General features: G+C 69.9%; 21 protein-coding genes and 1 pseudogene. 10 read left to right on the top strand and 12 right to left on the bottom strand.

Going from position 1 to position 25,857, the window contains the following annotated elements:
• The 4 genes and pseudogenes from ACJ8AN_RS02865 to ACJ8AN_RS02880 all read right to left on the bottom strand — a co-directional run.
• Positions 1 to 426 (bottom strand): annotated as a pseudogene (locus ACJ8AN_RS02865) (DNA polymerase III subunit delta); the annotation flags it as partial.
• The gene (holB, locus tag ACJ8AN_RS02870) at positions 423 to 1,451 is read right to left on the bottom strand and encodes a DNA polymerase III subunit delta' (RefSeq protein ID WP_407753649.1); all 1,029 of its coding nucleotides are present in this window, start codon (positions 1,449 to 1,451) and stop codon (positions 423 to 425) included. The gene holB and the pseudogene ACJ8AN_RS02865, both read right to left, overlap by 4 nt.
• Before the next feature lie 39 nt (positions 1,452 to 1,490).
• Entirely contained in the window at positions 1,491 to 2,441 is a 951-nt protein-coding gene (locus ACJ8AN_RS02875) for a TIGR02757 family protein (protein WP_407753650.1), read from the bottom strand.
• Positions 2,442 to 2,550: 109 nt separating this feature from the next.
• Positions 2,551 to 3,126, bottom strand: a complete 576-nt coding sequence (locus ACJ8AN_RS02880) for a phosphoglycerate mutase family protein (protein WP_407753651.1) — start codon at positions 3,124 to 3,126, stop codon at positions 2,551 to 2,553.
• 90 nt (positions 3,127 to 3,216) lie between these two features.
• Between ACJ8AN_RS02880 and ACJ8AN_RS02885 the strand changes: the two genes are divergently transcribed.
• Positions 3,217 to 5,016 (top strand): NAD-binding protein, encoded by a 1,800-nt coding sequence (locus ACJ8AN_RS02885; RefSeq protein ID WP_407753652.1) that lies wholly within the window; start codon positions 3,217 to 3,219, stop codon positions 5,014 to 5,016.
• Between the two features lie 45 nt (positions 5,017 to 5,061).
• Here the strand turns inward: ACJ8AN_RS02885 and ACJ8AN_RS02890 are convergent, their stop codons facing one another.
• Positions 5,062 to 5,529 (bottom strand): molybdenum cofactor biosynthesis protein B, encoded by a 468-nt coding sequence (locus ACJ8AN_RS02890; protein ID WP_407753703.1) that lies wholly within the window; start codon positions 5,527 to 5,529, stop codon positions 5,062 to 5,064.
• A gap of 215 nt (positions 5,530 to 5,744) precedes the next feature.
• Positions 5,745 to 6,062 (bottom strand): Rieske (2Fe-2S) protein, encoded by a 318-nt coding sequence (locus tag ACJ8AN_RS02895; protein ID WP_407753653.1) that lies wholly within the window; start codon positions 6,060 to 6,062, stop codon positions 5,745 to 5,747.
• A 140-nt stretch (positions 6,063 to 6,202) separates the two neighbouring features.
• Here ACJ8AN_RS02895 and polX point away from each other — a divergent pair, with 140 nt between their 5' ends.
• Genes polX through mrtX form a run of 3 tightly spaced genes read left to right on the top strand, consistent with a single transcriptional unit; the run spans position 6,203 to position 9,298 of the window.
• Entirely contained in the window at positions 6,203 to 7,945 is a 1,743-nt protein-coding gene (gene polX / locus ACJ8AN_RS02900) for a DNA polymerase/3'-5' exonuclease PolX (RefSeq protein WP_407753654.1), read from the top strand.
• Between the two features lie 34 nt (positions 7,946 to 7,979).
• Positions 7,980 to 8,579: a trypsin-like peptidase domain-containing protein gene (locus ACJ8AN_RS02905; RefSeq protein WP_407753655.1), complete on the top strand. Its 600-nt coding sequence runs from the start codon at positions 7,980 to 7,982 to the stop codon at positions 8,577 to 8,579.
• Positions 8,576 to 9,298: a myxosortase MrtX gene (gene mrtX, locus ACJ8AN_RS02910; RefSeq protein WP_407753656.1), complete on the top strand. Its 723-nt coding sequence runs from the start codon at positions 8,576 to 8,578 to the stop codon at positions 9,296 to 9,298. Before ACJ8AN_RS02905 ends, mrtX begins: the two co-directional genes overlap by 4 nt.
• 13 nt (positions 9,299 to 9,311) lie before the next feature.
• On the opposite strand, the gene ACJ8AN_RS02915 is transcribed toward mrtX, so the two are convergent.
• The gene (locus ACJ8AN_RS02915) at positions 9,312 to 10,145 is read right to left on the bottom strand and encodes a class II glutamine amidotransferase (protein WP_407753657.1); all 834 of its coding nucleotides are present in this window, start codon (positions 10,143 to 10,145) and stop codon (positions 9,312 to 9,314) included.
• 226 nt (positions 10,146 to 10,371) lie between these two features.
• On the opposite strand from ACJ8AN_RS02915, the gene dnaK reads away from it, so the two are divergent.
• The 3 genes from dnaK to ACJ8AN_RS02930 all read left to right on the top strand — a co-directional run bounded on the left by dnaK (position 10,372) and on the right by ACJ8AN_RS02930 (position 14,529).
• A complete protein-coding gene (gene dnaK, locus ACJ8AN_RS02920; RefSeq protein WP_407753658.1) occupies positions 10,372 to 11,988 on the top strand; it encodes a molecular chaperone DnaK in 1,617 nt (538 codons plus the stop codon).
• A 735-nt stretch (positions 11,989 to 12,723) separates the two neighbouring features.
• Entirely contained in the window at positions 12,724 to 13,743 is a 1,020-nt protein-coding gene (locus ACJ8AN_RS02925) for a DnaJ domain-containing protein (protein ID WP_407753659.1), read from the top strand.
• A 27-nt stretch (positions 13,744 to 13,770) separates the two neighbouring features.
• Positions 13,771 to 14,529 carry a CvpA family protein gene (locus ACJ8AN_RS02930; RefSeq protein WP_407753660.1) on the top strand — a complete coding sequence of 253 codons (759 nt, stop codon included), beginning with the start codon at positions 13,771 to 13,773 and terminating at the stop codon, positions 14,527 to 14,529.
• 12 nt (positions 14,530 to 14,541) lie between these two features.
• On the opposite strand, the gene clpX is transcribed toward ACJ8AN_RS02930, so the two are convergent.
• A complete protein-coding gene (clpX, locus tag ACJ8AN_RS02935) occupies positions 14,542 to 15,615 on the bottom strand; it encodes an ATP-dependent Clp protease ATP-binding subunit ClpX (protein ID WP_407753661.1) in 1,074 nt (357 codons plus the stop codon).
• Between the two features lie 228 nt (positions 15,616 to 15,843).
• Between clpX and speA the strand changes: the two genes are divergently transcribed.
• Positions 15,844 to 17,865: a biosynthetic arginine decarboxylase gene (gene speA, locus ACJ8AN_RS02940; RefSeq protein ID WP_407753662.1), complete on the top strand. Its 2,022-nt coding sequence runs from the start codon at positions 15,844 to 15,846 to the stop codon at positions 17,863 to 17,865.
• Positions 17,866 to 17,968: 103 nt separating this feature from the next.
• Here speA and ACJ8AN_RS02945 read toward each other — a convergent pair whose 3' ends face one another.
• A complete protein-coding gene (locus tag ACJ8AN_RS02945) occupies positions 17,969 to 18,511 on the bottom strand; it encodes a hypothetical protein (RefSeq protein ID WP_407753663.1) in 543 nt (180 codons plus the stop codon).
• Positions 18,512 to 18,910: 399 nt separating this feature from the next.
• Between ACJ8AN_RS02945 and ACJ8AN_RS02950 the strand changes: the two genes are divergently transcribed.
• Positions 18,911 to 20,728, top strand: coding sequence for a penicillin-binding transpeptidase domain-containing protein (locus ACJ8AN_RS02950; protein ID WP_407753704.1), 1,818 nt, complete (start codon positions 18,911 to 18,913; stop codon positions 20,726 to 20,728).
• Positions 20,729 to 20,900: 172 nt separating this feature from the next.
• On the opposite strand, the gene ACJ8AN_RS02955 is transcribed toward ACJ8AN_RS02950, so the two are convergent.
• The 3 genes from ACJ8AN_RS02955 to add all read right to left on the bottom strand — a co-directional run bounded on the left by ACJ8AN_RS02955 (position 20,901) and on the right by add (position 23,960).
• A complete protein-coding gene (locus ACJ8AN_RS02955) occupies positions 20,901 to 22,274 on the bottom strand; it encodes a TAXI family TRAP transporter solute-binding subunit (RefSeq protein ID WP_407753664.1) in 1,374 nt (457 codons plus the stop codon).
• Between the two features lie 110 nt (positions 22,275 to 22,384).
• Positions 22,385 to 22,882 (bottom strand): hypothetical protein, encoded by a 498-nt coding sequence (locus tag ACJ8AN_RS02960; RefSeq protein WP_407753665.1) that lies wholly within the window; start codon positions 22,880 to 22,882, stop codon positions 22,385 to 22,387.
• Positions 22,883 to 22,913: 31 nt separating this feature from the next.
• Positions 22,914 to 23,960, bottom strand: coding sequence for an adenosine deaminase (gene add, locus ACJ8AN_RS02965; RefSeq protein WP_407753666.1), 1,047 nt, complete (start codon positions 23,958 to 23,960; stop codon positions 22,914 to 22,916).
• Positions 23,961 to 24,006: 46 nt separating this feature from the next.
• On the opposite strand from add, the gene ACJ8AN_RS02970 reads away from it, so the two are divergent.
• Complete coding sequence (locus ACJ8AN_RS02970) at positions 24,007 to 25,851, top strand: CsgG/HfaB family protein (protein WP_407753667.1); 1,845 nt, start codon at positions 24,007 to 24,009, stop codon at positions 25,849 to 25,851.
• Positions 25,852 to 25,857 lie beyond the last annotated feature (6 nt).

Genomic DNA, 25,857 nt, shown 5'->3' on the forward strand with positions numbered 1-25,857 from the left:
CAATAATTCCAAACACGACGCACATCCCAAGATCGGGTCGAGCTGATCCACGCCCCACCCCGCCCGCGCCGCCAGCGCCAGCAAGCGCCGCGCGCCCTCCTTGCGCTTGCCCGCCTTCCACGCCTCGCGCGCCTTGCCCAGCGCGTCCCCGCGGCCCTTCTTCGGCGCGAGGAACTCGGGGTCCCTCACCAGCACCACCTTGCGCCCGGGGAACAGCGGCAACGTGGCCAGCTCCGAGGCCACCTCGCGCGGAGAGCCCGCATCGAGCACCGCGAAGTTCAACCCCGCCGACGCGTCCGGCAGCAGTGCCTTCACCAGCTCGTCCGCGCCCCGGCGCACCAGGTACTCCTCGCCCCACAGCAGATAGAGCGGGTGCACCTTGCCGGCCTTCACCTCGTCCAGCACATCCTCGATGTCCGCGCTCATCGCCCCTCCAGCAGCTCGATGAGCATCCGCTCCAGCTGCAGCCTCGGCGACGCGTTGCGCTCCGCGATGGTCGCCCTCGTCTTCTCCAGCAGCGCATGCCGGCGGTGCAGCATCGTCTCGTGCGTGCGCCCGGCCACCTCGTGCGCGAGCTGCACCATGTCGCGGTTGGCCAGTTGCTCCACGCCCACCTTCGCCAGCGACACGTCCCGCGTCCACAGCGAGAGGATGGAGAGCGCCTGCTCCGCCAGCTCGCGCGAGGCGCCGAACGTCTCGGCCCAGCGCAGCAGCGCGCCCACCGCCCCGGGCTTGAGCGCCTCGAAGCCGGTGATGACCTCCTTGCGCGCCGCGAGCGCGTCGAGGTCCAACGCCATGGCCCGCCCCAGGCTCCCGCCCGCCATCACCGCCGCGAGCTCCGCCGTCTGCGCGTCCAGCTTGCGCTCCTTCTGGAGGCGCTCGGCGACGAGCTCCATGGAGAGCGGGCCGAAGTACACCTTGCTGCACCGGCTGCGGATGGTGGGCAGCAGCTTGTCCGGCGCCGACGCGAGCAGGATGAGCGTGGTGTCCGAGGGCGGCTCCTCGAGCGTCTTGAGGAACGCGTTCTGCGCCTGCTGATTCATCAGGTGCGCATCCACCACGAGGACCACCTTGCGCTTGGACTCGAGCCCGCGCAGGGCGATGCGCTCCAGCAGCCCGCGGATCTGCTCCACGCGGATTTCGCGGCTGGGCGTGCCGGTGAAGTCCGAGCGCCCCGCGAGCCCACGCTCCACGCGCTCGGCGTCCGGCATGAGCCAGGTGACGTCCGGATGGGCGCCCTTGGAGATGCGGGTGCAGCCCGAGCAGGTGCCGCAGCCCTCGTTGGGCTTTTCCGGGCAGGTGAGCGCCTGGGCGAGCCCCACGGCGGCCCGCTCCTTGCCCACGCCCTCGGGGCCGGCGAAGAGATAGGCATGATGGACCGAGCCACCGCGCAAAGCCGCCTGGAGCGCATCGATGGCGCGAGGCTGTCCGACGACCGAGGCCAACGTCATGGCGCGTGTATCCCCGCTCACGGCCCACCCGTCAACCACTCAGCGGGTAGACCTCCCCCGCCCCGCCGTACCGGCGCGCGTCTTCACCGTCTTCTGTCCCACCGAGCAGGCGGGAAGTAATTTGCACCGCGCGCAATTCTCGGGAACGGGCTTCGTGGGACACACCCCGCTCATGCCGTAGTGACACAGCGCGAAATCGAAGCGCACCGGGTCCTCGGCATCGAGCGTGCGCAGCGAGGCCGTCACCTCCTCGGCGGTGCGCCAGGAGAGGTCATTGCGGCGCGTGAGGCCCAGGTGCTTGGAGATGCGGCCGATGTGCGTATCCAGCGGAATCAGCAGCGCCGAGGGACGCACGCGCTTCCAGATGCCGAGGTCCACGCCATCCGGCCCGCGCACCATCCAGCGCAGGAAGAGGTTGAGCCGCTTGGCCGCGCCGGCCCCGAGGGGCGAGGGCAACAGGTGATGCAGGCCGCGCTCGGGCCCGAGCGCCTCGCGCAGCTCCTCCATGGGCACGTCGCGCAGGGCCGTGGTGAAGGCGTCCAGCGCCCCGTGCCAGGAGCCCCGGGCCTCGAGTCCCTGGATGAAGAGCGCCTCCAGGCTCCCGAGCTCGCGCAGCGCGCGGCCCATGCCCAGCAGCAGCACCGCCACGTCCGTGCCCACGTTGAAGCGGTAGACGAAGCCGTGGAGCAGCTCGCGCGCCCCGGCCACGTCCAGCGCGCGCACGAAGCCCGCCGGAGACGGGCCCATGCGCCGGAGCAGCGCGTCCACCTTGGGCCGGAAGAGGTCCGCGCGCCCGTAGGCGAGTGCCGCCGCGAGCAGCGCGCTCACCTCGATGTCGCGCGGGTCCCGGTAGCGGTGCGGGAACTCCAGGGGATCGAACGCGATGCGCCCCCGGCTGTCCGTCGACGCCAGGAAGGCGTCCAGACAGGGGCGCAGGCGCTCGGCGTCTCGCGGGCTCAGGCCCGTATGTTCTCGAGGTCTCCGGGGCATGGTTCAGGGACTCCGTAGCCTGGAGCAACCCGCTTCGCCACGGACTTCATCCTCCACCCCGGCTCCGGACGACAGGACTCCTGGAGTAACCCGGCCCACGAGAACCCCCTCACGGGGCGGAGGGCGCGCCGTAGCGCGACTGGATGAGCCGGGCCGGACCCGACGGCGGCACCACCACCACGAAGAGGCGGTCGTACTCGTTGTCACCGAGCTGCGGGAGCTGGACCCTGGCCAGCTCCGCGAGGATGGACGGGAGCGTGTTGCTGTGCTCCACCACCAGGACGGTCTCTCCGCGGTGCTGCGTGAGGATCTCCCGCGCCAGCTCCGTGGCGTGTGCCTGTGCACCCGCGGAGATCGCACGCTCCGTCAACGCCACGCCCAGCTTGTCCGCGAGCGGTTGGGCCGTGTCATGCGTCCGGCGGTACTGCGTGGTGTAGATGGCGCTCACGCCCGCGCTCCCGGCCACGTCGAGCAGGGCTTGCGCGCGCTGCTGTCCGGCGGGAGTGAGGGCCGGGTCATTTCCCCCCTCCGAGGCCTTCTCCGCGTGCCGGACCAGCAGCACGACGGTCGACGCGCTCGGCGGAGCTTCGGCCTCGGCCCGTGGGCCCGCGGAGCGAGTGCCGGTGCAGGCGGCCAGCGGCAACAGGCAGACCCAGAGCAGGAAACGGCGGGTGGCGGTGCGCATGCGAGGACTCCTGGTGAAGAGGGATGGACGGCGCGAGTGTCGCTCAGCCCCCCATGACCCGCCATCAGGACACGGTAGACTGCGCGGCCCATGCGCCGATTCCTCGCCTACATCCGCGACAACGAGCCACGAGCCGTCACCCTCTGGGTTCTCTTCACGCTGGGGCTCGGTGTCGTGGGGCTGCAAGGCTACCCCGACGGCGTCCCCTTCGATCTGTCGGACCTGCTCTACCAATCGGCGCAGCTCTTCGTGCTGCAACTCCAGGTGGTGCCGGACAAGACGACCTGGACGCTCGAGCTGGCCCGCTGGTCCGCCGCGGCCGTGTCCTTCTACGCGGTGCTCCGCGCCGGTTCCGTGCTCTTCGCGGGAGAGATCGAACGGCTCCGGTTGCGCCGGCTCTCCGGCCACGTGGTGGTGTGCGGCCTGGGACGCAAGGGGCACCGGCTCGCCCATGACTTCCTCTCCCGGGGGGAGCGGGTGGTCGTCATCGAGAAGGACGAGGAGAACGATTACCTGCTCGCGGCTCGCGAGGCGGGCGCCGTCGTGATGCTCAACGCGGCGGCCGACGAGGCCATCCTCCGCCAGGCCCGCGTGGCCCAGGCCTCGCTGCTGCTGGCGGTCACGGGCGACGATGGAGCCAACATCGAAACGGCCCTCGCCGCGCGCCGGCTCGTGCGCGAGGGGGCTCCCGGACGTACCAGGCCCCTACGCGTGCTCTCCCACGTGAGCGACCTGCGGCTGTGCGGGCTGCTGCGCGGCGCGAAGGTGTTGACCGGCGGCAAGGAGCCGGTGGAAGCCATGCCCTTCAACATCCACGAGGCCGCGGCCCGCGTGCTGCTGAGGGACCACCCGCTGGACCGGGAGCGGCTCGGCCCCGGCGACCCGCGCTTCGTACACCTGTGCGTGGTGGGGTTCGGGCAGATGGGCGAGAGCATCGCGCTGCAGGCCGCCCGTCTGGTGCACGTGGCCAACGGCAGCCGGCTGCACGTCACCATCGTGGACCGGAAAGCCGAGGAGCGCAGGCAGCGTTTCCTCGGAAGGTGCCCGGGATTCACCTCCGTGGCGCACCTCGATGTCCTCGAGGGGGACGTGGAATACGCCGAGGTGCTCGAGCGCATCGAGGAGTGGGGCCGTGACTCCAGCCGGCTCCTCAACATCGCGGTGTGCCTGGATGACGATCGCCGCGGCATCGCCTGTGGCCTGACCCTGGTCGAGCGGTTGCGCGGGCGCCAGGTGCCGGTGCGGGTCCGCATGTCCCAGGAGGTGGGCATGTCGGCTCTGGTGCACGGCACGGGCGAGGGCCACTGGACCGGGCAGATCAGCGTCTTCGGGATGCTCGACCGGCTGTGCACCGGCGAGAGCGTGCTCGGCGAGGAGCTGGATCGTCTCGCGCGAAGGACGCATGAGCACTACCTCAAGCGCAAGCTGGCGGAAGGAGAGACCCTGGGCTCGCGCCCGGCGCTGAAGGAGTGGTCCGAGCTCGACGAGTTCTTCCGCGAGTCGAACCGGCAGCAGGCGGACCACATCCGCGTGAAGCTGCGCGCCATCGGATGCCGGCTCGAGCCCGCCTCGCCGCCGGATACGGCACCGGGAGCGTTCGCCTTCACGGCCGAGGAAGTGGAGCTGCTCGCGCGCATGGAGCACGACCGCTGGTGCGCGCGGCATCTGCTCGAGGGGTGGCGGCGGGGCGACACGCGCGACGATGTGGCGAGAACCCACCCCTGCATCATCCCGTGGGGCGATCACGAGGAGCGCTACCGGGACAACGACCGCGCCGCGGTCCGGCAGATTCCCGAGCTGCTCGAGCTCGTCGGCCAGCGCATCGTCCGCGAGGCCATAAGCGAGAACCCCGAGGACGCGAGCGTCTCCCGGATGCAGCGCGCGGGATGAGGGGCCCCTCTCCCCCTCCAGGAGAAGAGGGAGAGGAGAATCCTCTCAGCGTGTCAGCTCGCGCACCGCGTGTCCCAGCTCGGGCAGGATGAGCTTCTGGAGCGCCAGCTTCACCGCCTTCGGCGAGCCCGGCAGCGAGAAGAGGATCATCCCCTGGTACGTGCCCGCCGTCGCCCGGGACATCATCGCCGCGCTGCCGATCTCCTTGTAGGACAGCATCCGGAACAGCTCGCCGAAGCCCGGCAGCGTCTTCTCGAAGAGTCCCTGCAGCGTCTCCACCGTGCTGTCCCGGCGGCCGATGCCCGTCCCGCCGTTGAAGATCACCGCCCGGGCGCCTGACTCCTGCGCCTCCTTCAGCATCGCGCGAATGGCCTCGGGCTCGTCCTTGATGACGCGGTAGCCACTCACAGAGTGCCCCTCGGCCTCCAGCAGCTCGCGTAGCACCCGCCCGCTCTCGTCCTTCGACTCGTCCCGGCTGTCCGAGCACGTCACCACGAACGCGCTCACGTGCACCGGCGCATGCGCCTTGTGCTCCGCCACCAGCCCCGGCCCGTGCTCGTGCCCATGGTCATGGTCATGGTGGCCGTGCTCGTGCCCGTGGTCATGGTCGTGCGAGTGGTCATGGCCATGCTCGTGCCCGTGGTCATGACCGTGGTCGTGGTGGTGCCCGTGACCCTGCTTGGGGTCATGGTCGTGCTCGTGTCCCTCGTGTGCCATACGGCTCCTCCCTACACGTCCTTGTCGGACAGCTCGACGACGAGCTCCCCGTGCTCGACCGCGACCGGCACCGTGGGCTGGTCATCGCACACGCCCGGCGAGGTCTCGTTCTTCCCCGAGTCCATGTCGAAGCCGACCTCGTGGCACGGGCAGACGACCAGATTCCCTTCCAGCCGGCCTCCGGACAGCAGGCACCCCGCGTGGTTGCACCAGTCATCGAGCCCCTTGTAGCGCCCGTTGATCTTCGCAACGCACAGGCTGCGCTTGCCCACCTCGTAGCCCCGCATCTCCTTTTCGGCGAAGTCCGCCGGTCCGAGCTTGATCTTCATCGACTCCGTCTCTCGTGGCTCTTGGGAATCAACTCCGGGGCCCTTGTATCCCGACAGGGGTGGGCCCGGGGAAGTCTCCCATGTGAACCTCGCGTTTCCGCTCGCCTGCACGCCCATTCCATGGGCATTACCTTCCCCCCGTGACGCCTCCCGATAAAGCCGCCGTGGTCCAGGTCCTCCGGGACATCTCGCTCCTGCTCCAGATGAAGGGGGAGAACCCCTTCCGCAGCCGCGCGTACGACACCGCCGCCGACCGCATCGCCGGCCTCTCCGAGGATCTCGGTGTCCTCGTCCGCGAAGGCCGCCTGAAGGAGCTGCCGGGAATCGGCCAGGCGATCGCCGACAAGGTCTCCGAGCTGCTCACCACCGGCAAGCTCGCCTACTTCGACTCGCTGCGCGCCGAATTCCCCCCGGGCGTCCTGGAGCTCGTCCAGGTGCCCGACCTGGGCCCGAAGAAGGCGCTCGCCATCGCCCGGCAGCTCGGGGTGGACGGGGTGGACGCACTGGAGAAGGCCTGCCGCGAGGGCCGCGTGCGCACGCTCCCCGGTTTCGGTGAGAAGAGCGAGGCCAAGATTCTCGCGGGCGTCGAGCTGTACCGGCGCACCCGTACGCCCCGGCGGCTGCTCGGGGACGCGATGCCCGTGGCCGACCGGCTGCTCGAGTCCATCAAGAGCGCTCCCGGCGTCATCCGCGCCAGTGTCGGAGGCAGCCTGCGCCGGCGCGCGGAGACCATCGGAGACGTGGACATCATCGCCTCGGCGGCGGATGCCGGCGCGGTGTTCGATGCCTTCCTCCGCTCGCCCGAGGTGGCCCACATCATCGGCCGGGGCGAGACCAAGTGCTCGGTGCGGCTGCACGAGAAGGACCTCCAGGTGGACGTGCGCGTCCTGCCGGACGAGGACTTCGCCACCGCGCTGCACCACTTCACCGGCTCGAAGGCCCACCACGTGCGGCTGCGCGGGCTCGCGCACGACAAGGGGCTCAAAATCTCCGAGTGGGGCGTCCATCGCGACGACGGCACCAAGCTGCACGTGCCCGACGAGGCCGCGCTCTACCGGCTGCTCGGCATGCAGTACATCCCGCCCGAGCTGCGCCAGGACACCGGCGAAATCGAAGCCGCGCTCGCGGGCCGGTTGCCCGAGGATCTCGTGACGATGGAGGACCTCCAGGGAGCCGTGCACGCGCACAGCACCTGGTCGGACGGGAGGAACTCACTGGAGGAGATGGCGCGCGCGGCCCAGGCGCTCGGGTTGAAGTTCCTCACCGTCACCGAGCACAGCCAGGCGGCCATCTACGCCGGGGGCCTCAAGGAGGAGGACCTGCGCCGGCAGTGGGACGAGATCGACCGCATCAACGACACCGTCAAGGGCGTGCGGCTGCTCAAGGGAATCGAAGTGGACATCCTGGAGAGCGGCGCGCTCGACTATTCGGACAGCGTCCTCGAGAAGCTCGAGGTGGTCATCGGCTCCATCCACGTGCGTCACAGCATGGACGAGGAGCAGATGACGCAGCGGTTGCTCAAGGCCTTCGACAACCCGTTCCTGAACATCCTCGGGCACCCCACCGGGCGCCTCCTCCAGAGCCGGGAGCCCTACCCCGTCCGCATGGAGGCGGTGCTCGACAAGGCCGCGGAGAAGGGCGTGGTGGTGGAGGTCAACGGCAAGCCGGAGCGCCTGGACCTGAAGACGGAGCACGTGCGGATGGCGCTGCAACGCGGGGTGAAGCTGGTGGCGAGCTGCGATGCGCACCGGGCCTCGGACCTGAGCAACCTGGCCTTCGCCGTGGCCACCGCGCGCCGGGGCTGGGCCCGGAAGGGGGACCTCCTCAACACCCTCCCCACCGAGCAGTTCATCTCCACCCTGCGCGAAATGCGCTCCGCCTGACGCGGGCCCTCCCCGGTGCTAGGCTCGCGGCGTCTTGACGCGCCGACTGCTCCCGCTCGTCCTCTTCCTGTTCGCCACCCACGCCCTCGCCGAGGATCGCCCCACCATGGCCGATCTTCAGAAGGCGCTGGCCCTGCACGAGCGCTCCGTGGTGAAGGTGCGCGGCAATCGCAAGGCGGGCGTGGGGGTCATCGTGGGCACCGAAGGCCAGGTGCTCACCTCCGTGAGCAACGTCAGTCTGGACACCGCGCAGGTGGAGTTCGCGGGGCAAGCGCTGCCGGCCAAGGTGGTGCTCGCCAACGCGTACCTGAAGGTGGCCGTCGTCGCCGCGCCCGCCGGTGACTACCCCGCCGTCCCCGTGCGGACGGCCACCGACAGTCCCGTGGGGCAATGGCTCATCGGCGTCGTCCCCGCGCGGAACCGGCGCTCGAACGACACGCCCAAGGCGGGCCTCGCGCGCAAGGCGCCCGCGCCCTTCTTCGACGTGGATCTGGCGCTGCCTCCGGGCAGTCCCCTCTTCGACACCAATGGCCGGCTGGTGGCGGTGTCCGTGCAGCGCAAGGGCCGCGGCTGCCGCGCCTTGCCCCTGGACGTCGTCCGGCAGCAGCTCGCCACGAGGGTGGCCGAGCCGTGAGCACCACCGCGGCCGCGCCCTGGCGCCCGAGCGCCGTGCAGGAGGTGCTCGGCCTGTGGGGGCTGGGCTTCCTGGGCATCATCATCGCCTTCCTCCTCTTCGGAGGCTCCGGCGTGCCCAAGCTGGTGGCCACGGTGGGCTTCCTCTACCTGCCGCTCATCCCCATGCGCTGGCGCGGGGAGGACTACCACGACTATGGCCTCTCCCCGCGCACCTGGCGCGAGGACGTGCGCCTCTTCCTCCTCGTGAGCGCGGTGGTGTTCCCCCTCTTCTTCGGGGCCTTCGCCCTGTGGACGCAGGTGCTGCAACACCTGCCTCCGGAGCTCGCGCGCCTGCTGGCGCCCTTCCGGGGCCCCGCGCACTTCACCCCGCGGCTGCCGCCCCGCTTCGGCGAGTGGGTGGTGGATCAGCTCTTCGTGGTGGCCCTGCCCGAGGAGTTCTTCTACCGGGGCTACATGCAGGCCCGCCTGCGCGATGCCTGGCCCCACGGCAGGCGCTTGCTCGGGGTGCGGCTGGGGCCCGCCTTCTGGCTGACGGCGCTGCTCTTCGCGCTCGGCCACCTGGCCATCTTCCAGGTGTGGCGCTTGTCCGTCTTCTTCCCCGCCCTGCTCTTCGGCTGGATGCGCGAGCGCACGGGCAGCGTGGTGGGCTCCTCCCTCTTCCACGCCGCCTCCAACCTCTTCGTGCGCTTCCTCGAGGCGTCCTTCTTCGGCGTCTGAGGCGCGGGCCCGGCTACGGCGTCAGGTGCCGCACCGTCAGGTCGGACGCCACCGCGAGCGTGGTGCCCTCGGCCAGCTCCACCCAGCCCGCCGGGCGCTTCACGTGCGTGGCCACCACCACCGAGCGCCGGCGCCGGTGCGCCACCACACCCGGCTGCGACTCGGGCGAGGACGGAGTGAGGCCGCACACCTCGCAGCGGTCCGTGCCCTCGAGGCGCGTGTAGTGCAGCGGCTGGCCGCCCAGGCGCGTGGCCACCAGCATGTAGCCGTTGGTGGCGAGCAGGTTCACCGTGGAGGTCCGCGCGGCGCCCGCCTGGGCCGAGGCCTTCGACAGGTAGCGCGCCGTGTCCGCCAGCAGCCGGCCGGCGACCTCCGCCTCCAGCCTCGGGTCATCCGCGTGCCCCGACTCCCACAGCCGCTTGAGGAAGAGCGCGAAGGCCACCTCGCTGTCCGTCTCCCCGCGGATCTGCCGCTTGAGGAAGTCCGGCACCTCGTCGAGCAGCGTGCCGCGCAGGTGGGCGAAGTCCTGCAGGCTCCCCTGGTGTGCGAACAGCCAGCGGCGCGAGCGGAACGGCTGCGTGTTCTCCTCCAGCGACAGCCCCACGGGCAGGCGCCGGCCGTGGAAGAGCAGCGCCTCCGTCTCGTGCGGCGGAGCGAGCGATTCCAGGGTCAGGTCGGCGTCCCGGGGGAAGCGACGCAACAGGACGTCGTCCTGGGCATAGGCACCGATGCCGACGGCGTTGGAGCGCCCCTCCTCTCCCTGGAGGGACACCTGCCCCTCCAGCCGATGCAGCTCGCACCGCACCAGGTTCGGATCGGACGTCAGGACGGCCAGCGCCACGGACATGCGGTAAACCCCCTTGTTCAACCAATGGATTCAATCAATAGATAATGCCGCCCCCCCTCCCCCTCAACCCGGCTTCCGGCTCCCGCGCGGCCCCGCCAACCCCTTGAAAGGATTGGGGTTTACCCACACGGAACGTTTGACAGCCCCAATGCGAGGTGCCTAACATCCCCGCGCTTTCCCGAGGGTCGGATTTCCAACGGTCCTCCCTGGCTACACCGGAGACGTAATGTCGGACGACATCGCGATCGGCATCGACCTGGGCACCTCCACCTCGTGTGTATCCGTGGTGCAGGACGGTCAGCCGTTCGTCATCCCCAACGAGTGGGGTGAGACGACCCATGCCTCGTGCGTGTCCTTCCTCGAGGACGGCTCGGTGCTGGTGGGCAACGCGGCCAAGCGCAACATCATCACCAACGCCGAGTCCACGGTGTACTCGGCCAAGCGGCTCATCGGGCGCTACTTCTTCTCCGACGAGGTGAAGAAGGCCCAGGCGGTGATGCCGTATCAAATCGTCGAGGGTGACAACAACTCGGTGCGCATCGCCGTGCGCGGGCAGACGTACTCGCTGCCGGAAATCAGCGCGCTGGTGCTCAAGGAGATGAAGGCCGTCGCGGAGACGTACCTGGGCCGCGAGGTGACGAAGGCGGCCATCACCGTGCCGGCCTACTTCAACGACAACCAGCGCCAGGCCACCAAGGATGCGGGCCGCATCGCGGGGCTCGAGGTGCTGCGCATCCTCAACGAGCCCACGGCGGCGGCGCTCGCCTACGGCTTCGGCCGGGACGTCAACCAGCGCGTGGTGGTGTACGACCTGGGCGGCGGCACCTTCGACGTCTCCATCCTGGAGATCGGCAAGGACGTCTTCGAGGTGCTCTCCACCGCCGGTGACACGTACCTGGGCGGCGACGACTTCGACGACCGCATCATGACGTGGCTGGCGGACGACTTCCTCAAGCGCACGCGGCTGGACTTGCGCCAGAACAAGTTCTGCCTGCAGATGCTCAAGGACGCGGCCGAGCGGGCGAAGATCGACGTGGGCGGCAAGGGCGTGGCGGACGTGCTCTGCCAGGGCATCTGCCAGGACGCCAACGGCAACGTGTTGGATCTCTCGGGCCGGCTCACCCAGGACCAGTTCAACCGGATGGTGATGGACCTGGTGCAGCGCACCTTCAAGGTGTGCGACGAGGCGCTGCAGTCCGCGCGCATGACGGCGGCGGACATCGACGCGGTCATCCTGGTCGGTGGCCCCACGCGCCTGCCCATCATCCGCAACTCGGTGCGCCACTACTTCCAGAAGGAGCCCAAGGAGGGCATCAATCCGGATCAGGTGGTGGCCATGGGCGCGGCGCTGCAGGCCAACGCGCTGCTGGACGCGGCCACCGAGACCTTCCTGGTGGACGTGACGCCGCTGACGCTGCGCATCGGCACGGTGGGCGGCTACACCGAGAAGATCATCGACAAGAACACCCCGGTCCCCATCGACCGCTCGAAGACGTTCACCACCAGCCGCGACGGCCAGGAGAAGGTGAAGATCCGCGTCTACCAGGGTGAGTCCAACCGCGCCGACGAGTGCGAGATGCTGGGCGAGTTCGAGTTCTCGGGCTTCCGCATCGGCTACCGCGGCGAGGTGAAGATCGACGTGACGTTCGAGATCAACACCGACGGCCTGGTGAACGTGTCGGCGACGGACCAGGAGACGGGGCAGAAGACGTCCACCACGCTGACCATGTCCTCGGGCATGTCGGAGGCGGACATCCAGCGCTCCATGCAGAACAACAAGAACATCCACCTCGCGGGTCATGATGGGGACCTGCCCGCCGTCGCCACCACCCGGCGGAGATAGACCAGCGCGATGTCCCAGCCTCCCCACAATGGCGGCGGCAAGCCCCCTGCCCCTCCGGCACCTCCCCCACCGCCGGACTCCCGGCCGACACCTCCCGTCGGCGTGCCGTCGATCCGCCCGCCTGGTGCCTCTGCCGCGCCGGTGGACTCCCGGCCGACGCCTCCCGTCGGTGTGCCGTCGATCCGCCCGCCTGGTGCCGCTGCCTCGCCGGTGGACTCCCGGCCGACGCCTCCCGTCGGCGTGCCCTCGATTCGCCCACCTGGCGCCGCTGCCTCGCCGGTGGACTCCCGGCCGACGCCTCCCGTCGGCGTGCCGTCGATTCGCCCGCCTGGCACCGTTGCCTCGCCGGGCGTGGCCGCCGTGCGTCCCACCGTGACGGCCCCGAGCCCGTCCGCGGCGCGTCCGACCATGACCCTTCCCTCGGTGGCCTCGGGTGTCCGTCCGGCCGTGCCCGCAACGCCCGGTGCGCCCGCCGTGGGCCGTCCGCCTCCGCTTCCCGGTGCGCCTCCCGTGGCCTCGGGTGCCCGCCCCGCGGTGCCCCCGGCCCCGGCCGTGCCACCAGCTGCGTCCCCCGTACCGGGTGTACCCGCGGCCGCGCCCACACGTCCCACGGGAACGCCCTCGGGGATGCGCCCCACCGCCACCGCACTTCCGGTCGTGGCCCCCACGCGTCCGGCCGCTCCGGCGACTTCGGCGCCTCGTCCCGTACCCGGCGGGCCCCCGCCTCCGCCGTCCATGGCCACGCAGCCCCGTCCGCCTCCGCCCACGCTGGCCCAGGGCGCCACGCCTCCCACGCCCGCCCCCTCCTCGGGACCGCGTCCCGCCATCCGGCCCACCACCTCGCTCCCGGCCGTGGCGCCCGGCTCGACGCCCGTGCGCCCTCCTCCCTCCGGTGTTGGCCCGGTCCGTCCGCCGCCTCCTCCTGGCGCCGCCGTCCAGCCCCCGCCGCCTCCCGCCGCCGTCCAGCCACCTCCCGCGCCCGGTGTGCCACGTCCGCCGCCCGCGCCCGTGACGCCGTCCGTCGCGCCGCTCGTGCCCTCGGTGGTGCCCGCCGTCGCGCCCACGGTGGCGCCGGTGCGTCCGCCCTCCGGCTCCGGCTCCGGCCCCGCCGTTCCGCCGCCGCCTCCCGCCGCCGTCCAGCCTCCGCCCCCGCCGGCCGCCCCGGTCGAGCGGGCCACCATGAACCTCGACCCGGCCCAGATGGCCGAGCTCTGGGAGCGGTGCGCGAAGCTCGACGAGATGGACTACTTCGAGGTCCTCATGGTGGAGCGCGGCGCGCCCCCCGCGGACATCAAGAAGGCCTTCTACCGCGAGAGCCGCGCCTACCACCCGGACCGCTACTTCCACCTGGACAACAAGGAGCTGAAGGACCGGGTCAACGACCTCTACAAGCGCGTCACCGAGGCCTATTACGTGCTGCGCGACGACGCGAAGCGCCGCCAGTACACGGCCCACATCTCGGGCCCCGAGCGCGCCCAGAAGCTGCGCTTCACCGAGGCCTCCGAGGTCGAGACGCGCGCGGCCTCCAAGCGCCAGGTGGAGGAGCAGATCGGCACGCACCCCAAGGGGCGCCAGTTCTACCAGACGGGCGCGGCGGACGCCGACGCGGGCCGCTGGGCCTCGGCCGAGCGCAACCTGAAGATGGCCCTCACCTATGAGCCGGCGAACACCCGCTACAAGGAAAAGCTCGCCGAGGTCCAGAAGGTGCTACTGGAAGAGTCACGCAAGCAGGGCGACGCCTTCAAGATCCGCTGACGGACCCGTGGCGGAAGGGGGAACCGCGTGACCATCGACCTGATCATCCTGGGGCTGGTGCTGCTCTTCGCCGTGGTGGGCGCCATCTCCGGAGGGGCGAAGCAGATCGCCAACTTCGTGGCGCTCGCGGTGGCGTGGTTCGTCTCGCGCAAGCTGGCCACCTACGTGGGGCCGAAGATGGCGGACGCCCTCGGGGGCGCGCCGTTGCTCATCGGCACGGTGGCCGGCTCGCTGCTCCTCTTCATCGTCGTGCTGGTGGCGGTGCGCTACGTGCTCACCTACCTGCTGCGGCGGCTGCTGGGCGGCAAGGACCCGGACAAGCGCGGCATGGACCTGGACGGGGCGCTCGGCTTCGTCCTGGGCGGGGCGAAGGTGGCGCTCATCGCCTACGTGGTGCTCAGCGCGCTCGTGTTCGCCGAGCAGTACGTGGTGATCGCGGGCAGGCACCTGGGCGTGTCGCCCAAGGACTCGGTGAGCTTCGGGCTGGCGCGCCGCTACAACCTCTTCGAGCTGACGCAGTTCGCCGCCGTGAAGGACCTGGTCACGGTGGGCCGGGTAGCCACCAACCCCGAGCGGGCCCGGAGCCTGGCGGACAACCCGGCCTTCAAGTCGCTCAAGCAGGATCCGCGCTTCCAGAAAGCGCTCGCGGACAAGCAACTGCGCGAGGCGCTGGAGCGAGGTGACACGCAGGCGGTGCTGCGCAGCAACCTCGTCCTCCAGCTCCTGCAGGACCCGCAGTTCGTGGCCCGGCTGGGTGCCGCAGCGCGGGCCTCCGAGCGCGAGTGAGCCCGGTGGGGCTCAGGCCCCCAATCCGGCGTGCGCCTCCAGACCGGCCAGGCGGACGCGGACGAAGCCCTCGTCCACGGTGACCTGGCGGCGGCGGTGCTCGGGGGCCTCGAACATCACATCGGCCATGACGTGCTCGAGGATGGAGCGCAGGCCGCGCGCCCCCAGGCCCTTGTCGATGGAGAAGCGCACCACCTCGCGCAGGGCGTCCTGGGTGAGCTCCAGCTCGATGCCGTCCAGCCCCAGCAGCTCCCGGTACTCGCGGACGATGGAGTCGGGCGGCTCGGTGAGCACGCGCAGCAGCTCCGGCTCGCCGAGCAGGTCCAACTGCACCACCACCGGCAGGCGGCCGAGGAACTCGGCGAGCATCCCGTACTCCACGAGCTGCTTGGTGGTGACGCGCCGGTGCAGGTGCTTCGTCTCCTGGGCGCCGAAGCCCAGGGGCCGCGAGTCCACGGTGCCCCCGTACTCGTGCAGGTCCGAGAACGTCCCCGCGCAGATGAACAGGATGTCCCGGGTGTCGATGGGGACGAAATCACCCCGGTTCCACGCCTGGGTGACGTTCATCGGGACGAACACTTCCCGGCCCTCGAGCAGCTTGAGGAGCGCTTGCTGAACTCCCTCGCCGCCGATGTCCCGGCTCCCCGCCCCGTTGCGAGCGCTCTGCGAGCGCCGGGCGATCTTGTCCACCTCGTCGATGAAGATGATGCCCCGCTGGGTGTCCTCGACGGAGTGGTTGGCCTTGAAGAGCAGGTCGGCCACCATCACCTCCACGTCCTTCCCGTAGTAACCGGCCTCGGTGTACTCGGTGGCGTCCACGGTGGTGAACGGGACGGAGAGGATCTCCGCCAGGTTGCGGGCGATGTGCGTCTTGCCGCTCCCGGTGGGCCCGATGAGCAGGATGTTGGACTTCTTGAGCAGCGAGGTGCGCCGCATCCGGCGCGCTTGAATGCGCTTCAGGTGGTTGTGTGCCGCGATGGCCACGGCCCGCTTGGCCGCCTCCTGGCCGATGACGAACTTATCCAACCGCTCGTAGATCTCCCGTGGGGTCAACAACGGCGAGTCCCTGCGTGCGGATGACTCCATGTACCCTCCCCTTGGTTCCATGCGGGCTCCCGGACCTCCTCTGTGGGGGAAGGGTAGGAATCCGCTGGAAGACAGCCCACCCATTGCGGGGGGAAGGGGTGTCCTCCGGCCGCCGTCTGGCCGGCCGCCCCTCAACCAGGAGTTGAACGGCGGGGGGTTTCCCGATACTTCCCGCGCTGTCCGATGTTGGACAACCTCCACCCCTTGACCGGGAGAGCAGGAACGACGATGGCCTTGATCACTCCTCAGCACCGTTGGACTCTCGCCGATGCCCAGGACACCTACGGCATCCGCAACTGGGGCTCGCCCTATTTCGGCGTCAACGACAAGGGCCATGTGTGCGTCCATCCGGACGGGCCCGCGGCGCAGAGCATGGACCTGAAGGAGTTGGTGGACGAGGTGCGTCGCCGGGGCATCGGCCTGCCGCTGCTCATCCGCTTCACGGACGTGCTGCGCCACCGCGTGGTGCACCTCAACCAGGCGTTCCGCAAGGCCATCTCCGAGCACAACTACAAGGGCCTGTACCAGGGCGTCTACCCCATCAAGGTGAACCAGCACCGGTACGTGGCGGAGACCATCGTCGAGACGGGCAAGCAGTTCGGCTACGGCCTGGAGGCCGGCAGCAAGCCGGAGCTGCTCGCGGTGATGGCGCTGTTGGATCAGGAGGACGCGCTCGTCATCTGCAACGGCTACAAGGACGAGGAGTACGTCGAGACGGCGCTGCGCTTCAGCCGCCTGGGCCGCAAGGTGATTCTGGTGGTGGAGAAGCCCTCGGAGCTGCCGCTGATCGCCGAGGTGGCGCGCAAGACGGGGATTCAGCCGCGCATCGGCATGCGCGTGAAGCTGTCCTCGCGCGGCGCGGGCAAGTGGGAGGCCTCGGGCGGAGACCGCTCGAAGTTCGGCCTGTCCTCCTCGGAGCTGATGAGCGCCATCGGCTTCATGAAGGAGACGGGACTGCTGCCGTGCTTCGAGCTGCTGCACTTCCACCTGGGCAGCCAGATCTCCAACATCCGCAACGTGAAGAACGCGCTGCGCGAGGTGGGCCGCTTCTTCGTGGAGGTGGCGCGCCAGGGGGCGCCGCTGAAGTACCTGGACGTGGGCGGCGGCCTGGGCGTGGACTACGACGGCTCGCAGACGAACTTCACCTCGTCCATGAACTACACGACGGAGGAGTACGCCAACGACGTGGTGTTCGCGGTGATGGAGGCGTGCGACTCGGCGGGGGTGCAGCACCCCACGCTGGTGTCCGAGTCGGGCCGCGCCGTGGTGGCGCACCACGCGGTGCTGGTGGTGGACGTGCTGGGCACCAGCGAGTTCGATCCGGTGAGCGTGCCGGAGAAGGCGGACGAGAAGGCGCCTTCGGTGGTGCGCAACCTGATGGCCACGTTCAAGGAAGTGACGAACAAGAACCTGCTCGAGGCCTACCACGACGCCCAGGACTACAAGGAGGAGACGCTCACGCTCTTCTCCCTGGGGCACCTGTCGCTCGAGCAGCGCGTGATGGCGGAGAACATCTTCTGGGCGCTCTGCCACAAGATCATGCGGATTGCGCGTGAGTCGGGGGAGATTCCCGAGGAGCTCGAGGCGCTGGAGAAGCAGCTGTCGGACACGTACTTCTGCAACTTCTCGGTGTTCCAGTCGCTGCCGGACTCGTGGGCGATTGATCAGCTCTTCCCCATCATGCCGATCCACCGGCTGAACGAGCGGCCGACGCGGCGCGGGGTGCTGGCGGACATCACGTGCGACTCGGACGGGAAGATCGACCACTTCATCGACAAGCGCGAGGTGAAGGACGCGCTGGAACTGCACCCGCTCAACGATGACGACTACTACCTGGGCATCTTCCTGGTGGGCGCGTACCAGGAGATTCTGGGCGACTTGCACAACCTGTTCGGAGACACGCACGCGGTGCAGGTGTCGCTGGCGCCGAACGGGGGTTACCTGATCGACCACGTGGTGGAGGGCGACACGGTGACCGAGGTGCTCAACTACGTGAGCTACAACAAGGACGACCTGGTGGCGAAGCTGCGCAGGGCGACCGAGGTGGCGCTGCGCAACGGCCGCCTGTCGCTGGACGAGTCGCGGCAGCTCTTGCGCATGTACGAGGAAGGCCTGTCGGGCTACACGTACCTGGAGCGCGAGGTGGACGCCTCGTTCGTGGCGGGCCACGGACAGCTGCGCCTGGTGGCCCAGGACAGCGGCACGGCGGCGGGCAAGGCCCCCGTTCCGCCCACCGGCACGGGCGCCTGAGCCTCACGGTAGAACCCGGGATGTAACGAAGCCCCGCGCGCACACAGTGCCGCGGGGCTTTGTGTTTCCGCCACGAACCTGGATGGGTTTCCGCCGCTCCTCCTCAGTGGCCATTGGCCGCGGAAAGAGGGAACAGGGCCCGGTGGTGGATGTTGAGGTAGTACGCCGCGAGATAGGGCTGGCCACCCACGCGAACCCACGCCCGTCTGGCCGACTCGGGCTGCGCCCTCCACCACGCGTCCGCCGCCTCTCGCGTCTCGAAAGAGGCTACCGCGACGGGGCTTTCTTTTTCCTGAAGCTCGGCGAGGTACCACTTGAGGGCACGGTTGCGTGGTAAACGGCGGATGTTCGTTTCGCGATCATAAACGACATCGTGGTACTCGTTCGCGATGAGCACATTGGCGGGGTCTGGTGGATGAGGATGGCTCGCAAGCCAGGCTTCCGCAGCCTCCCGCGTATCGAACGCAGCCACGACATAGGGAGGAGCGTTGGCCTCGACGTGCTCCTGAAAAACCGCTAACGCCCCCTGCTGGCCGGTTGACTCAATGTAGTGAATCGCGTCGAGGATGGCCTGACTCTGGGCGACCTCCTCACCAGATTCCGGTTCATCACGAAGCTTCTCGAAGAAGCGCTTCGTCCTGTCCATGAGCCCTCGCAGCTCCGGGTTCTCACCTGGCGGAGGAGGGTGGCTGGGCTGGGTCCTCTTGAAGAAGTCTTCAAAGTCATACCGTTGGCCGGTGGCGAAGATGAAATCCAGAGCGTCCCGAGCCAAGCCAAGAATTCGCAACTGCTCTGGGGATGGGCTCTGACTCCACCGCTTCCCAATCACAGGGTGCGCGTTCGCAAGTTCAGAAAGACGCGTCATGGACCCACCCGCGTGAAGGTATGTACGGCGAAAACACCCTGTGCCTTGGTGTCCCATCGTGTCAACCGCCCTCACCCGGGAGGCGCCGCCCGATTCCTTGACTCGCCGCCCGTCCGCAGCACAGTGCGCCGCGTGTCACGGCGAGAGTGCAGGGTTGGAGTCGTCAGCGCAGCAGTAGCCCTGTTGTTGGCGGGCTGCGTCTCGGTGCGGGAGCGGCCCGCGCAGGGCCCGCTCGATGCGGCCCAGGTGTACCTGGACGCGTGGGCCGGAGGCGATCTCGCCGCCCTGCGCAACCTCGTGGCCAATCCCCCGGCCAACCTCGAGGAGCAGCACCAGCGCTTCCGAGATGACCTGCGCATCCTCTCTTCCCGCTTCGAGCTCGGCCGCGTCGAGCGCGAAGAGCAGGAGAGCGCCGTGGTCTCCTTCCGCTCCATCCATGTCCTGCGCGGGCTCGGCGAGTGGGAGGTGGACGGCTCGCTCCCCCTCGTTCGCCGCGAGGGGCGTTGGGCGGTGCGCTGGACTCCGGCGGTGCTGCACCCCGAGTTTCGCGAGGGCGACCGCTTCTCCCGCGTGCGGACGCGTCCGGAGCGCGCCGCCATCCTCGATGCGAACGGCCAGCCCCTCACCCGCCCGGGCGAGGTCATCACCATCGGCGTCGAGCCCCGGCGCATCCAGAATCGTGCCGCCGTCGCCTCGGCGCTCCAGTCGCAGCTCGGCGTCGACCCGGCCCGGCTGGAGAAGCTGCTGAACACGCCGAACCTGGCGCCCGATCGCTTCGTGCCCATCATCGACGTGCGGCCCGAGCGCTACCAGTTGGTACGCCCGGCCCTCGCGCCCGTGCCCGGCATCTTCTTCCGCCGCAAGAACGCCCGGCTCACCCCGGCCGAGGGCTTCGCGGCGCACACCCTGGGCCGCGTGGGCGAGATCACCGCCGAGCTGCTCGCGCAACTGGGCCCCGCCTACCAGACGGGAGACATCGTGGGCCTGTCCGGGCTGGAGCTCGCGTATGAGCCGTGGCTCGGGGGAAGCCCCTCCGGCGAGGTGCGCCTCTCCCGCCCTTCCGGCGAGCCGCGCATCCTCCACCGCTTCGAGGGCACACCGGGCTCTCCGCTGCGCACCACGCTGCGTCCGGAAGTGCAGTCGGCCGCGGAGGCCGCACTCGAGGGCGTAACCCAGCCCGCGGCGCTGGTCGCGGTGGACACCAACACGGGCGCCATCCTCGCCGTCGCCAGCCGACCGCTCGAGCTGCCCATGAACCGCGCCCTCACCGGCCGCTACCCTCCCGGCTCGACGTTCAAGGTCGTCACGTCGGAAGCGCTGCTCGCCGGAGGGGTGAGGACGGACTCCCCGGTGTCGTGCCCGCCCATGGCGACCGTGGCCGGTAAGTCGTTTCGCAACTTCGAGGGCGAGGAGCTCGGGAACACCCGCCTGAGCATGGCCTTCGCCTGGTCCTGCAACACCGCCTTCGTGCTGCTGTGCACCGGGCTCGGGGCGGACGCACTCGGGGCCGCGGCCCGCCGCTTCGGCTTCGATGTGGAATACCGCGCGGGACTCCCCTCCTCCGGCGCCTCGTTTCCCGAGCCCCGCGACGACGCCGAGCTGGCGGCGGCCTCCATCGGACAGGGACGCGTGCTCGCCACGCCACTGCACATGGCCTCGGTCGCCGCGGCGGCTGATTCGGGCAGGTGGCGCGCTCCGTACCTCCTCGCCGACCTCGATGACGGCCCGAGCGCCTCGCTCGCACCCGGCACCCGTGCGCCCCTGCGAGCGCTGATGCGCGCTGTCGTCACCGACGGAACGGCCCGTGGGGCCGCGGGCATCGCGGGGCTCGCTGGCAAGACGGGCACCGCCGAATTCGGAAGCGGCCCTCCGCTGCCCACGCACGCGTGGTTCATTGGCTATCGCAACAACATTGCCTTCGCCGTCCTGGTGGAGGGCGGTGGCGTGGGTGGCCGTGTCGCCGTGCCCATCGCCGCGAAGTTCGCCTCCGCCTTGTGACGTTCGCCTGGGGGCCAGGTGGGGAAAGTCCTGCCAGGGGTGAGCTCGTGGCCGGGGAATGAGGCCCCCTCCGGTCGCGCTTCGTCCCGACTGGTCCGACCATCGGACCAGTTGCGGGAAAACGCGCCCGGAGCCTCCTCCCTGAGGGACCTACCCAACCTGGCCTGATCCTTCAGGACACCTTCAACGCGGTGCCCTCGACGCGCGGCGAGCCCGCCATCGCGAGCCGCTCCTCCAGCCGGTCGCGGATGTACCCCACGTGCAGGCGCAAGTCGTAGAACTCGTCCATGTAGCTCAGCGGCACCTTCAGCCCGCCAATCTCATGCTCGAGCTGCTCGAGCAGCAGCAGATCCTTCCGCACCTGATCCACGTCCGTCGCTCCGCGCAGGCGCTCGTCGATGATCCGCAGCCGCGCGTACCAGCGGTAGATGCGCGAGCGGATGCTCCAGCGGTACACCGGCGGGGTGAGCCGCAGCAGCGGCAGCAGCACCATGAACAGCGGCACGAGCAGCACGATGAAGCGGTGGATGAGCGCCGCGAGCCAGAAGGGCAGCACGCGCCGCAGGAAGTCCGGGCCGTGCGTCAGGTAGTAGCGCGCCTGCTCGTTGACGGGCAGCTCGGTGAGCGTGGCACTGGGGAACGTCCCGGGCTCGCTGAGCAGATCGCCTCCCCGGTGGGTCGCGACCGCCGCCTCCGTCAGCAGCGCGACCACGGCGGGATGCGCGTCCCTGCGCGCCACCAGCACCGCCGCGGGTGCCACCAACTGCACGTCCTGCTCCGGCAGGTCTCTCGCCAGGTCCAGCGAGCCCCGGTGCAACGTCACGGGTGAGAGGTACCGGAATCGGCGGGCGTAGGCCTGGGACTGCTCGAAGCTCATCAGCCGCACCCCGGGCGTGGCCAGCAGCTCGGTGAGAAAGGGCGCGGTGGGCCCCACGACGAAGAGGGCCGCATCGACCGAGCCCTCGCGCAGCGCCGCCACGGCCTTGTCCCCGCCCACGTCGACGAGCGTGGTGCCGGACTTCTCGCCCAGCGCGCCGCCCGCGGTCAGCAGCTCCAGGGCCAGCGCTCGCACGCCGCTGCCCTCCGCCCCCACCGCGATGCGCTTGCCCGCCAGCTGTCCCGGCCGGCCGAGCCCGGGCTCTCCCCGGTAGAACACCCAGACCGGCTCCAGGTACAGGCTCGCCAGCGCGACCAGCTCCCGCCGCCGCGCGGGCTCGACGGGGGCCGTGCCACCCTGGACGATGGCCACTTCGATTCCCGAATCCCGCTTGCCCAGCAGTCCGTAGTTCTCGAGCGAGCCAGCCGTCTCCCGGACGTCGAGCTCGAGCCCCGCCGCTTCGAAGTACTCGGCATATTGCCGGGCCGCCGCGTAATACGCGCCGCTCGCGGAGCCAGTGGCGATGACGGCCTTGCTCGGAGGGGCCGGCTCGACGAACTGCCACGCCACCGCCACCGCCGCCGATACCAACACCGCCACCACAGCCGCCGCGCGCACCATCTCCTGACGCGACAGTGCCCGAGGACTCTTGCTTCGCGATCCCTGCACGCCAGACCCTCCTTGGGTCCGGCCATGGTAACCAGCGGGGACTCCACCGCTCGCGCCCGGCGGCCCGACTGCTTCAGAGGCGACGTCTCGACTGTCGTGGGCCGGGCCTTTCAGGGCCTTCCCGCGGACAGCGCCAGGAGCTTCCGCTCGATGGCGCGCCCCGCCGCGCCTCGGACCGAGAAGCGGAGGTCCAGCGCGGGCACCTTGAACCGGGAGGCCCTCAACCAGCTGAAGAGCCCGTCGTCCTGGAAACGAACGCAGACGAGCTCGCTCCAGGGGATGCAGGGGATGTCCTGGAAGAAGGGGGACCGGAAGGACCGGGTGGGCGACAGGTGAACCCCTCGGGTGCCGATCCCCACGTAGAGGCCATTGTTGAGCGTCACCCAGTGCAGGGTGCCCGAGGCGAAATGGAAGGATTGCTCCACGGGCTCATCCACGGGCGGGTACCGCGCCAGGAGACCGCGGAGCCCCATCATCCACGCCACCAGGGTGCTGGAGAGCAGCCACGTCCCCACCAACACGGACACGTAGATATCCAGGAGGATCCACCAGGGAAGCGGCATACCGCTCGCGTCAGCCAGGAGGCTCTCACCACCGAAGGGGCTCATGCCTCGCCGAGCATAGGCACGCCTCGCGGGCTCAGCCTCCCGTGCGAAGCCGTTCCGCCACCGTGCGCTGAGTGGTGAGCAATTCCCGCTTCCGGGGCTCGGGCAGGAAGCTGTGCTCGACGGCAGCCGAGGCCAGCGAGAGCACCGTCGCCTCTGTCCAATGGAAGGCGGCCGCGCAGCGCAGGTACTCGTCGGTGAGCGTGGTGGAGAAGAGCGGCGGATCATCGCTCGCGAGGCTCACGGCGAGTCCCGCCTCCATCAACCTCGGAAGTGGATGCTGCTCGAAGCTCGGGCAGACGTGCAGCGCCGTATTGCTGGACGGGCACACCTCCAACGGGATGCGGTGCTCCACGAGGTGCTCCACGAGGGCGCGCTCCTCCAGACAGCGCACGCCGTGGCCCAGGCGCTCGGCGCCGAGCCAGCGCAGGGAATCCCAGATGCCCTCGGGGCCGCAGAACTCGCCCGAGTGAGGCAGGCTGTGCAGACCTCCGTCGCGGGCCCGGGCGAAGATCGACGCGTAGTGCTCCCGAGGCCACTCGGCCTGCTCCGGCCCGCTCAGCCCGAGCCCGATGACTCCCTGCTCCCGTCCGCGCAGGGCCAGCGCGAGCGTGGGCTCGGCCTGCTGCGTGAGGTTGCGCACGATGTCGAACACCCAGGCCAGCTCCACGCCGTGCTCACGCAGCGCCCGGGCACGGCCCTCGGCCAGTCCCTCGAGCACCACCTCCCCGGGCACGCCTCGGGCCACGTGGGTCATCGGGGTGACCGTCACCTCCGCGTAGCGCACGTTCTGCGCCGCGAGCGCTCGGGCCAGGTCCACGGCGATGGCGGTGAAGTCCCCGGCCACCACGAGGCACTCGCTGATGGCCAGGTACAGCGAGAGGAAGTCCTCGAAGCTGCCGTAGCGGTAGCGGCGCCGCAGCCCCTCGAGTCCCTCCAAGGCCCCCGGAAGCGAGACCCCGTGCTTCCGCGCGAGCGAGAGCGCCAGCTCCGGCTGGATGCTGCCTTCGAGGTGGAGGTGGAGCTCGGCCTTGGGGAGCTGGCGGATGAGCGCTTCGAGCGAGGGAGCAAGGGTCGTCATGGGCAGGTCCATCCGAGGGAGCACACAGTATAGAATTCCCGCGCCCATGCCCCGCATCCTGGCCGCCGCCCTGAGCCTGCTGCTCGCCCTGCCCTTCTCCGCTCGTGCCGAGGGGGCATTGGAGACCCCGCCCGCCGGAGAATTCAAACCGGTCATCGCGGTGCTCTACTTCGACAACGACACCGGCAAGCCCGCGCTCGACGTGCTGCGCAAGGGCTTCGCGGACATGATGGTGACGGACCTGGCCACGGTGAAGCAGCTCCAGGTCGTCGAGCGCGAGAAGTTCCAGAAGCTGCTCGAGGAGCTGCGGATGCAGCAGAGCCGGTACTTCGATCCGAAGACGGTCCAGCGGCTCGGCCAGGGCGTCGGCGCGCAGTTCGCGGTGACGGGCGCCATCCACGCCATCGACCCGTCGTTGCGCATCGACATCCGGCTCGTCGAGATCGCCACCGGCACGGTCCTCCTCACCGAGAAGGTGACCGGAAACAAGACCCGGCTCTTCGAGCTCCAGCAGCAGCTCGTGGGCAAGTTCGTGAAGGCGCTGCTGCCGAAGATCGATCAGCTCCCCAGACCCCGGAGCCGCGCGCCGGACGTGGACACGCTGCTGAGCTACTCCAAGGGCATCGAGCTGGCGGACCAGGGCAAGCTCCAGGAGGCCAACGTGCAGCTCGCCTCGGTGGTGAGCCATGCGCCCACGTTCCTACTCGCGCGCGAGCGCCACGAGGAAATCCTCACCCGGTTGAAGCAGGCCGAGCAGCGGCGGACCGAGACGCTCACCGACGTGAACGAGGTCCTCGGACAGCAGGCGGAGCGCTACCTCCAGGAGAACAGCCTGGACGGGCTCGACGCGCAGGGGGGCTCCACGTTCCTCGCCTGGCGGCTCATCCGCATGCAGTACCTGGCGCGCCAGCTGCGGCAGCACCTCGCCCCGAAGCATCCCCGCGTCATCCTCCCGGGCCACGAGTCCCAGGCCCGGGAGTTGATGGAGCGCTGGCACGAACAGGCGCGAGCCTTCGTCCAGGACAGCGCCACGTACTCCGAGCGCTTCGCCCAGGAGCTCAACGGGGCGCGCTACCTGCCGAGCACCACCCTGACGCTCCCGCCCGAGGACGCGGAGCGCGTGCGTCAGGCGAAGTATGGCCCGTTGAGCTTCGACGACGAGGCGCGCATCACCGTGGCGAAGGCCCTGCTCCTGGGCCAGTTCGACGACGGAAACGACGATGACCTCCAGATGGGGCCCTCGCTCTCGGACCTGGAGCCCACCGCCGAGGAGGAGGGCTTCCGTCTCCTGGAGGAGGCCGTCACGGAGGCCGAATCCCTTCCGCCCCGGCAGCGCGAGCTCCGCGCGAAGCGGGCGCTCGAGCTCCACGGTGACGTGCTCATGCGCAAGGGCCGCGTGGACGAGGCGGTCGCACGCTGGCAGCGCTTCCTCGACCTGTTCCCCACCTCGAGCCAGTTCAACTTCGTCAGCAACAAGCTCAAGACCGCGCTGGGCGTGGGCCCCAACTCGCACTCGAACGCGGGCGCCACCTTCCCGCAGGCGCTCGAGGCCTGCGACAAGAGCGGCATCCTCGCGGGCTATAGCCAGGAGCTGTACCGGCGCCTGATGACCCAGGGCTACAAGGCGGCGCGCGAGCTGTTCGTCGAGCTGGACTCCAAGTGCGGTGACAACCAGGAGCTGAAGCCGTACCTGCGCTCGCTGCTCACGAGCTCGGCCCTGTCCGCCGCGCAGGCCGGAGACTGCGCCAGCTTCCACGAGCTGATGACGACCCGCTTCCTCGCCCTCCACGGCAGCCCGAGCGACACCGCCGGGTACCTCGAGAACTACGTGCCGCAGTGCCAGAGGCAGAAGGCGGAGACGGAAGCGGAGGCGAAGCCCGCGGCCCCCTGAGCCGCG

The sequence above is a fragment of the Archangium sp. genome (assembly GCF_045802675.1).
GTDB lineage: Bacteria > Myxococcota > Myxococcia > Myxococcales > Myxococcaceae > Archangium.